Source organism: Rivihabitans pingtungensis, from assembly GCF_003201855.1.
Taxonomy (GTDB): domain Bacteria; phylum Pseudomonadota; class Gammaproteobacteria; order Burkholderiales; family Aquaspirillaceae; genus Rivihabitans; species Rivihabitans pingtungensis.
This window is the reverse complement of record NZ_QJKI01000009.1, coordinates 104148-112985: the sequence shown is the minus strand read 5'-3', so window position 1 is coordinate 112985 and position 8838 is coordinate 104148. Positions and strand designations below refer to the sequence as shown.

Below are 8838 nucleotides of genomic sequence, written 5' to 3'. Positions count from 1 at the left end.
ATGGCGGGCATGGTGATTTCCTCAGCGGGGTTGTGCTGTCCTGTATGCAGCGGCTGTGCCTATTATCTGTTCAGATCATGGTGACTGGCTACTAGGGCTATTTCTTCCTCTGCCTCGAGAAGGTCTCCACAAAGATCCTTTGCATAGAGTCTGAACGGGTCGTTACGCCCAGAGGCAAGTTCTTCTGCAAATTCTATAGCTTCAGTCAGAAGACGGTCTTCCTCTATTGAAGGCTCTGCCAGGAAAGACTCATCTACATTCGTCCATTCAATAAGAGAGGCTCCGAGTTCTCCTGCCACGAAGGCTAGGAGCCTTTCTGCTTCCTCGTTGCGACTACCGTCAGTGTTTGAGCAGACATCGATTAGTGCGTTCTCTAAAACCATTCCCTCGCGCAAGGCGACAAGCAGAAGGTCTCTGATGGTCCTGCTGCCTCCATCACGAGAGAGTGGAACGGCTCTGACGGGCAGGTGAAGATCTGTGTCTCCCCAGTCCTCGTCGCGGTCCACGATTTTGTGCCGTCCGATGGCCTCTTGAACTTGTCTGGCTACCTCTGCGACGGTCTCGTCACCGGCGGGGGCCGAAGCCACTTTCTCTGCCTCCCAGTCGTCCGCGAAGAGGCCGTGCAGCGGCTCGTCATCCAGCACGAGTATCTTCGTTTCGTCTATAGGCGAAACTTTGGTGGTCGCGTTGCTAAGCATCTTAGCTGGAAGAGCAGACGAATCTTTGGTTAGTGTTGTCGGCTTTCTGTCGTCGGGCAACGATTCGGCATGAAGCGCTCCATCTGACAAGTGCTTGTCACTCAGCTCGACGGCCGAGGTACTTTCAACCTCCGAGACAACATGCTTGGAGCTTTCCTCGGCAGGTTTTTCCGAAGACTCAGATGCAGCGAGACCAACTATGGTCTTTGTCAGGATGGCAATAGTCTCCGGGCACCCGCTTTTGAGGGCGTGAGCCAGTGCATCCATTCCCTCCTGATCTGCGAGCGTTGGGTTTGCCCCTGCGCTTAGGAGCAGTCTGACCGCTCCCTGTCTTCGCTTACCAGCGGCGAGGATGAGAGGGGTTGCTCCTGACTCATCTCTCGCATCGAGATCGTCGCCTCGACGAATGTGCAGTTTGATTGCCGTCTCGACTCCCGAGATTGCCGCAAGACGCAGAAGCGGGTTGAGCTTTTTCACGGGGTTATCCACGGCTGGAATCCTCTATCAGATAGCCTAGGGTGATGGATGTTAAAGACGAGCCTAAAATCTATGTGGGTGAACCTCTCGTGCGACGCCCCTCCCATCCTTTGAACGCCAATGTCCGTTTCCAACGGATTCTCTCAGTTATTTACGATGACGTTCGATTTTACCGGTGAGCAGACGACCTGTACATATCCTACTAAGTGCATCGAAATTTCTCGAATATAGGCTGATGGACTGATGAGGCTGCAAGTAAGCGGAAATGCTCTCAAGCTCTGTTTTTAATAGGGGTTCATAAGAATAAATATTTGATTTTTAATGGTAAATTTAATTTTGCTGAGATCGGTGCATGGATTTTAATTGTCTAAAATCTTTATCAAGTCCTCAGCAATTGCGCCGATTCTGCCTGGCCGGATGCGCTACAATATCGGCCATGACCTCCCATCCTGCCGCCTTTGCCCCCGAACTGCTGCTTGTGCTGGTGCAACAGCGCATGCCGTTTGGCAAATATCAGGGGCGGCTGCTGGCCGACCTGCCGCTGGCTTACCTCACCTGGTTTGCCCGCCAGGGCTGGCCGCCGGGCCAACTGGGCCAATGCCTGGCGCTCGCCTATGAAATCAAGCACAACGGCCTGAGCGAAGTGCTCGCGCCGCTACGGAAAGACCCCGCTGAATGAGTATCCAATGGTTTCCCGGCCATATGTTCAAGGCCAAGAAGGAACTGGCCGACAAGTTGTCCGATATTGACGTGGTGATCGAAATGGTGGACGCCCGTCTGCCGATGTCCTCGTCCAACCCGATGCTGGCTGCGCTGATCCAGCACAAGCCCAGCCTGAAAATCCTCAATAAGCAGGACTTGGCCGACGCCGCACAAACCCGCGCCTGGCTGGAATGGTTTGCCGGCCAGCGCAACACCCGCGCCATTGCCCTGGATAGCGGCGATGGCTCGCCCAAGCAAAAAATCCTGGCCGCCTGCCGCGAGTTGGCCCCGCACCGGGTAGACAGCGTCAAGCCGCTGCGCCTGGTGATCTGCGGCATTCCCAACGTTGGCAAATCCACGCTGATCAATGCGCTGACCGGGCGCAAGGTGGCCAAGGTGGGCAATGAGCCGGCCGTCACCAAGGCGCAGCAGCGCATCCAGCTGGCCGACGATGTGATTTTGTTCGACACCCCCGGCATGCTGTGGCCGAAAATCGAGCACGAAACCTGCGGCGAGCACCTGGCCGCCAGCGGCGCGGTGGGCCGCAACGCCATGGACGAAGAAAGCGTGGCGCTGGCGCTGATCGCCACCTTGCAACGCCGCTACCCGGCCGAACTGGCCCGTCGCTACAATTTGGCCGATGTGCAGGCGGAAGATTTTGTCGTGCTGGAAACCATCGGCCGCAAACGCGGCGCGGTGCGCAGCGGCGGCCATGTGGACATGCAAAAAGCCGCTGAAATCCTGCTGACCGATTTTCGCGCGGCGGTGATTGGCCGCATCACCCTGGAAACCCCGGAAGAATGGCGCGACATCGCCGCCGAAATCGAGCGCCGTCGGGTGATCGAGCGGGAAGAACAGGCGCAGCGCGAGGCCGAGCGCAAGGCGCGTCGCGCCGGCGGCCGGCGCGCGCGCCCTGGTGAGGATGACGAGGACGACGAGCAGGCCTGAGTTCAGTCGCGTGTCAGGCTTGGGGCCTGCCTGACAGCGCATATTGCATCGGCCCCGATTTCTTTCCTGACCCTGGCCGCGCACGGCCCACACTGAGCGGACGCTTTTGCATGCTGATTCAAACCGTAGATTTTAAAGTTATCACCGACGGGCGCGGCTCGTTGATCTCGCTGGAGGGCGGCAGTGCTGACGTGCCGTTTGATATTCAGCGGGTGTATTACATCTTTGGTGTGGGTGAAGGCGTGGTGCGCGGCGCACATGCGCACAAGCGCCTGCGCCAGGTGGTGGTGTGCATGTCCGGCAGCTGCCGCATGGTGCTGGATAACGGCCTGGGGGTGAAAGAAGACATCGTGCTGGATACGCCCACACGTGGTTTGCTGATCAGCAGCATGACCTGGCGGGAAATGCACGACTTCAGCCCGGATTGCGTGCTGGTGGTGCTCGCCGACAGCCATTACGACGAAAGCGATTACTACCGCAATTACGAGGATTTTTTGCGCGCGGCGCGCGGCGAGCCCGCCGTCTGAACCTGCGACCAGGCAGGCCAGGCGGCGGTCGCGGTTGGCCCTATTTCAAGGCACGCAGCTGCATGGCTAGGGACTGGAGTGCATCCCGGATCGCGAGGTTCTCCGGGGTGTCCGCTGGCCAGACGGCGTAGAGCCAATCCAGCTGATTGCTGACCGAATCCCATTCGCGCGCGCTGCTCAGGCGCGCGCGCAGGCTGGCGTAACGCGCCAGCAGCTGTTTTTGCGCCTTGGGCTCGGTCAGCGGCAGCGGATTGCCATCCATGCCGGTCAAGCAGGCCCACAGCGCTGCCGTGCGATCTGCGTCGATTTCGGCGACGGCATGAAAGAAACTGGCCTCGCGCTGGTTGTGCTGGCGGGCATCGTCCCGTGCCTGTGTCAGATAGTTGCCCAGGTGGGCAGGAATGGCTACCCCGTCCCGCACGTGATGCAGCGCCTGGCCGTCCAGCCAGTTCAGCAGCGGATAGTAGCGCAGGCCATGCTGCGCCAGCGCCGCTTGATCCGCCTGCTGATAATGTTCACACATTTCCCTCAGCCAGTGGGCGTGGCCAAGTGCCTGGCGGGCGGCATGGTCCTGGCCGAGCTGGCTATGCAACTGGCCAATGCGTTTATACATTGAGGCCAGCAGGGTATGCCGTTCACTGGTGGCTTGCAGCGCCAGCAGGGTGCGCAGCCGTTTTTCACCCAAGCGCAACAGGGCCAAAGCTTCGACCTGCTCTCCCTTGGCATGGCGCTCCACGGCATGGCGGACTTCCAGATTACCCAGTTGCTCCAGCGCTTTCACGCTCAATCCGCCATCTTCCTGCGCCAGCGCGGCACGATAGTGCTCGATGGCACTGGCCCGGTCGCCCAGGTCAGCATAAATGGCCGCCAGCCTGGCGCGCACTGCGCCATGGGCAAAATAGCGGGCCCGGCAGGCGGTTTCGATCTGCGCCAGGCGCTTGCCGGCTTGTTGCTGCTGGGTCTGGCCCAGATTGGCCTGGATGCGGGCGTGCAGTTGCTCCAGATCGCCCAGCGCTTGGCCCACATGGCTGTAGTGCAGGGCTGGGGCATCTTGCGTGGCGGTCGTGTCTTGCTCTTGCACCAGTTGGTAGCATTCATCGCCATACGCTTGATAGGCGCCCCAGGTATTGCGCTGCGGATAGGCCAGGTAGGCCGCTTCGCGTGCCTGTTGCAGCGCATCGCCAAAGCGCTTGCCTTGCAGCATGGCGCGGTGGAAGGTCAGGGCGAATTCGCGGGCGGCCAGATCATCGACCGCCCAGCCGGCGGCCACCACGGCCTTGCAGCCCATTTCGATGAATTCAGTGGCCAGGCTGGCTGCCAACTCCCCCCAGCGTGGGCGGGCATCGGCCTGCATGCTGCCCAGATGGCAGCAGTTCAGGAAGACCAGCTCGGGCACATGGCGCAGCTTGCTGATTTGTGCGCTGGTCAGGCGGGTGTCATGATCCAGCACCAGTCCGCCCGGGCGTGCCGGATCGTTGCTGGCTTCGCCGTGGGCAGCCAGGTGCATGACCTGATATTCCCCATCAAATAGTTCCAGTACCAGTTGCTCGCCCGTGGCGGCAATCAGCGTGCTGACCTGAAAACCTGCGCTGTCACGGTACAGTGCCGCCAGCTCGCTGGCTTCCTGCTGGGCGCCGGCCAAGGTGGGCAGGTGGCTTTGTGTATCGCCCAGCGCCAGCATGCGTGGGGTGTTGACGGTGCGCACCGCTCGGCGCCCGTACGGGCTGGCCAGTTGGCGCACCAAGCCGATGCGGGTGGCCAGTGGCGCTTCGGTGCCGGGGCGGTCGTCGCGCATCAATTCCCAGGGGTAGACAGCCGAGGCGGCGTCCACCCCCAGCACCAGACCACGCAGTTCGTGCAGGGTGGATTTCATGCCATTGGGAATCATCAGCTCGAACAAGGCGCGCGACAGGCCGGGCTGATCGGCGGTGGAATGGGTGGCACTGCGGATCAGACCATCCACCAACTGGCGCTGATTGGGTTCCTCGTTGACTTCATTGCGCGCGCGGTCGGTGACCAGGGTAAAGCGCAGGCTGCCTGCTTCACGTCCTTCGGTGATGTGTACCCGCTGCCAGCTGTCGCCACTGCTGGTTTGCCGGCCGCGATAGCCGCCGCTGGCCTGGTGTACCTGGCCATCGTGACGCAACTGGCCTTGGTAGCGCCGCTCGCGCACCAGCTCCTGCAGGGCGCTGGCGGCCAGAATGATGGCGCTTTCTTCTTCTTCCCAGATGTGCAGTTCGGCAATGCGCACGGCCATGTCCTGGCCCTGGGCGCCCACACCGGCATCGGCCAGGCGTTGGTTGGCCTGGGTCAATGCGTCAAGCCAGCAGCGCATGCCCAGTTCCACCGTCAAGCCGCCATAGCCGCTCCCCACCAGCAAACCATGGATCACCAATGCCGGCCCCTCGGTGTGGGCATGCTGACGGGCGTATTCCAGCAGACCCTGGCGCAAGCTGTGCGTCAGTTGACCGGGTTTCAGTTCGCCAATCGGGCCCAGCCCCACCACCAGGGCGCCACAATCATGATCACGGCTGGGCGGGCAAAGCAGGGTTTCTCCTGGCTGATGTGGGTAGCGTCCAAGCATTTGTGCCTGACGCAGTTGCCCATGCAACAGCTGATCCATAAACAAGGCCGTGCCGCGTAGCGAATCGTTGGCATAGGCGCCCAGGGTCAGCACGCCGCGTGCATTGGCCATGCTGCCGTGATGCAGGTGGATGTCGCTTGGCGGCGTCTGGTGCTCGCTGGTCTGAAGGCGGGCATCCTCGCCGCCCAGGGCGGCGGCCAGCAGTTCGTCCTGACTGGGATACAGGCCATGGATGTCAGTTGGCGCCGCCACAAAGCGCAGGACGCTGGTGCTGTCGCGTGCGCCTTGCGGCACGCTGGGCAGACTGCTGCGGCCGGTGCGCAGCAGCGCCAGATAGTCGGCAAATGCGCCAGCGTGGCGCAGTAAATCGCCATGGGCGGCGTCTACATAGCTCACCGCCAGGCCTGGCGGGCAGCCGTCTTTCCATAGCACCCGGCCATCGCCTTCTTCGCTCCAGGCAATTTCCAGTTGGTTCTGATGCATGCGCACCGCCGCCGGAGTGGGCGCCCGGCCGGCGACGTACACACAAGATTCGGCAGGCAGGCTGGCCTGGCGCAGGTGCTCAATCACTGCGCGGGCGCGTTGCAGGGCGGCGCTTTCTGGGGCTTTCCAGTGGCCGGTTTGGCTGTCTGGCGCCAGTGTGCGCCAGGCCTCGTCAGACAGATAATCCGGCTGCGGGCTGCCATCGGGCCAGGGCAGCAGTTCCAGCACGCCGGGGTAGTGGCGCACCAGCTCAAGAAACTGGCCTTTTTCGGTGCTGCGTTCGCCCAACTGGCTTAAGCGCCGCACCAGCCGATCGCGGCCCAGCAGCACGGTGAGCATGCTGACAGCGCCTTGATTGGGCGTGCCAAATTGCACCAACCGGCCGTTCAGGGCGGCCAGCGTGCGCCAGCGCGGTTGGCCATCCGCACCGGCCAGATTCAGCCCCAGCCGGGCTACCAGCCCACCCATCGAGTGGGCGGCAATATACAAGGGTTTGTCGCGCTGCCTGGCCTCTGTAGCCGCCTGATCGAACGCTTGGGCAAACTGTTGGGCGCTGTCGGCAATCGACAAGCGCCAGTCATAGCAGAACGGCCGTGCGTCAATGCCCTGGCTGTCCAGATAATCGGCAAAGCCTTGATAGTAGAGATGCGTCCAGCCATCGGTCTGGATGTGTTGTTCGCTCTGGCCGTCGTCGTTTACTGCCAGCAGGCGCATCTGCCCGGCCACCAGGCTGAAGGGCTCCAGCCAGATGCGGTTATTGCCTTGCGCCAGATGGCTGCCCATGATGCCAGGCAGAATCAGCGCAATCGGCCCTTGCCGTGCCGCCTGACTGGCCGAGCGGGCAATCAACTGGCGGGATGGCGCAGCCAGCTCGGTAAAGCGCTGGTTTTCGCCAGCCAGGGCATCCAACAGTGCCGTGACGCTTTCGTCGCGGCAAAAATAACTGAAATGGGTGACTTTTTCACCCGCCAGCGGTAACTGCCACAATCCGCGCCGGCGAACAGCGCCGCCGCTCATGGATGGGGTGTTGACCACCAGATCGGTCTGGCCACCGTAAAACGATTCGGTCAGCCGGCTGGCCAGCCAGCTCAGCAGGCTGTCGCCCTGGTAGCTGCCGGCCAGCACATGCACGCTGGCGTCGATTTCCACATTGGCGCCATTGAGCAGGGCCACCAGGGGGGAGTCCGGCATCATGGCGGCCAGGCCGGGCAGCACACTGGCGTCAGTGCGCTCGCGCACCACCGCCAGCAAAAAATTTTTCAGCGCGGAATACGCGTGGCAGACCACCGGCAGGCCCAGCAGCTTGAGCCCGCCACCCAGTACATTCAACATCACGCTGGCCCAGCGATCCAGCCGGCCAGAGGCCAGCGTGGTGCCGCGCACCGGGGCCGCCACCCGCACAAAGCGCTCGATGCGCAATTGCTTGGCTTGCAGCACTTTGCCCAGTTCGGCCAGCAGGGTGGCGTCTTCAGCCTGAGTCTGGCCGACGCGGGCAAAACTGGCCAGCTCATCAGCGGTAAACGGGTCGCTATGCAGGCGGTTGGCGCGCGCCAGCAACTCGCCCACCATGCCGCCGCGCGAATGCGAAATCAGGTGCAAGGTCTGCCGCTCAGGCAGCGCACGGGCGAGGTCCAGGGCGTTGCGAATCGGGCTGTCGGTCAGCGTGCGGTGTTCAAAACCATAGATGCGGTTGCCGTAGCGCTCGGCCAGTGTCGTGCGGGCCGAGGTTTTCCACAGTTCGGCAAAACTGCCGGTGGTGGACGAGGCGGTGCCGTGGATGAACAGCAAGGCCGGCTGTTCGCTGGCGGGCATCGGTTTTTCCAGCGCTTGCAGCGCCCAGCGCGTGTTGTCGATGCGGTACAGGCCCTGGCGGTTTTCCAGCTCTTTATCCTGAAATGTGCCGGCAGCGGCCAGGGCGGTCATGCCGGCCGGGCCTTGCTGAAAAACGGTCAGCGACTTGAGCAGCCACGCGCCAGCGCCATCCCGCGCCTGTCGGTCGCCAAGGGTCAGTTGGGCACCGATTCGCAGCACGCCGGGGGGCGCATCGGCATCACGGGCATCGGCCCCCAGCACGCTGTCGGCATCCTCGGCGGGCAGCAGCCATTGCATGCCGTTGTCCAGTTGCAGCAGCAGGACGTCCTCGGACTGCAAGGCCAGTTGTTGGGCCGGAGCGTCAGCGCCACGGGCACCGGCGTTCAGCGAGAAGGTCACGCCGCGCCAGTCAGCGGCTTCTGTGCTGTCGCTGCTTGCGGAGGGGGGCAGTGGTGTGCCGCATATTTCCAGAATGGCCATGTGCTGAACTTCCCGGGCGAATGGACGATTGGCACAGCATAACGGCTTTTGTGCAGACCAATCTGACCAAGCATGACAGCAGTGGGATCTGGTGCGGGCATGGCGTGATGGGCATCACGCCATGGGG

General features: G+C 62.2%; 5 protein-coding genes. 3 read left to right on the top strand and 2 right to left on the bottom strand.

Annotation, left to right across the window (positions count from 1 at the left end; genetic code table 11):
* Positions 1-62 precede the first annotated feature (62 nt).
* Positions 63-1187 (bottom strand): ankyrin repeat domain-containing protein, encoded by a 1125-nt coding sequence (locus DFR34_RS08935; RefSeq protein ID WP_211309344.1) that lies wholly within the window; start codon positions 1185-1187, stop codon positions 63-65.
* A gap of 424 nt (positions 1188-1611) precedes the next feature.
* Between DFR34_RS08935 and DFR34_RS08930 the strand changes: the two genes are divergently transcribed.
* From DFR34_RS08930 to DFR34_RS08920, 3 genes are all read left to right on the top strand, one after another.
* The gene (locus DFR34_RS08930) at positions 1612-1854 is read left to right on the top strand and encodes a DUF3820 family protein (RefSeq protein WP_110390797.1); all 243 of its coding nucleotides are present in this window, start codon (positions 1612-1614) and stop codon (positions 1852-1854) included.
* The gene (gene ylqF, locus DFR34_RS08925) at positions 1851-2825 is read left to right on the top strand and encodes a ribosome biogenesis GTPase YlqF (protein WP_110390796.1); all 975 of its coding nucleotides are present in this window, start codon (positions 1851-1853) and stop codon (positions 2823-2825) included. Before DFR34_RS08930 ends, ylqF begins: the two co-directional genes overlap by 4 nt.
* Before the next feature lie 110 nt (positions 2826-2935).
* Positions 2936-3352, top strand: coding sequence for a sugar 3,4-ketoisomerase (locus DFR34_RS08920; protein ID WP_110390795.1), 417 nt, complete (start codon positions 2936-2938; stop codon positions 3350-3352).
* Between the two features lie 40 nt (positions 3353-3392).
* On the opposite strand, the gene DFR34_RS08915 is transcribed toward DFR34_RS08920, so the two are convergent.
* Positions 3393-8711, bottom strand: a complete 5319-nt coding sequence (locus DFR34_RS08915; RefSeq protein ID WP_110390794.1) for a DUF7379 domain-containing protein — start codon at positions 8709-8711, stop codon at positions 3393-3395.
* Positions 8712-8838: the final 127 nt, after the last annotated feature.

Coding starts and splice junctions, on each gene's coding strand:
- DFR34_RS08920 (WP_110390795.1), top strand. CDS start 2,936: ATGCTGATTCAAACCGTAGATTTTAAAGTTATCACCGACGGGCGCGGC.
- DFR34_RS08915 (WP_110390794.1), bottom strand. CDS start 8,711: ATGGCCATTCTGGAAATATGCGGCACACCACTGCCCCCCTCCGCAAGC.
- DFR34_RS08930 (WP_110390797.1), top strand. CDS start 1,612: ATGACCTCCCATCCTGCCGCCTTTGCCCCCGAACTGCTGCTTGTGCTG.
- ylqF (WP_110390796.1), top strand. CDS start 1,851: ATGAGTATCCAATGGTTTCCCGGCCATATGTTCAAGGCCAAGAAGGAA.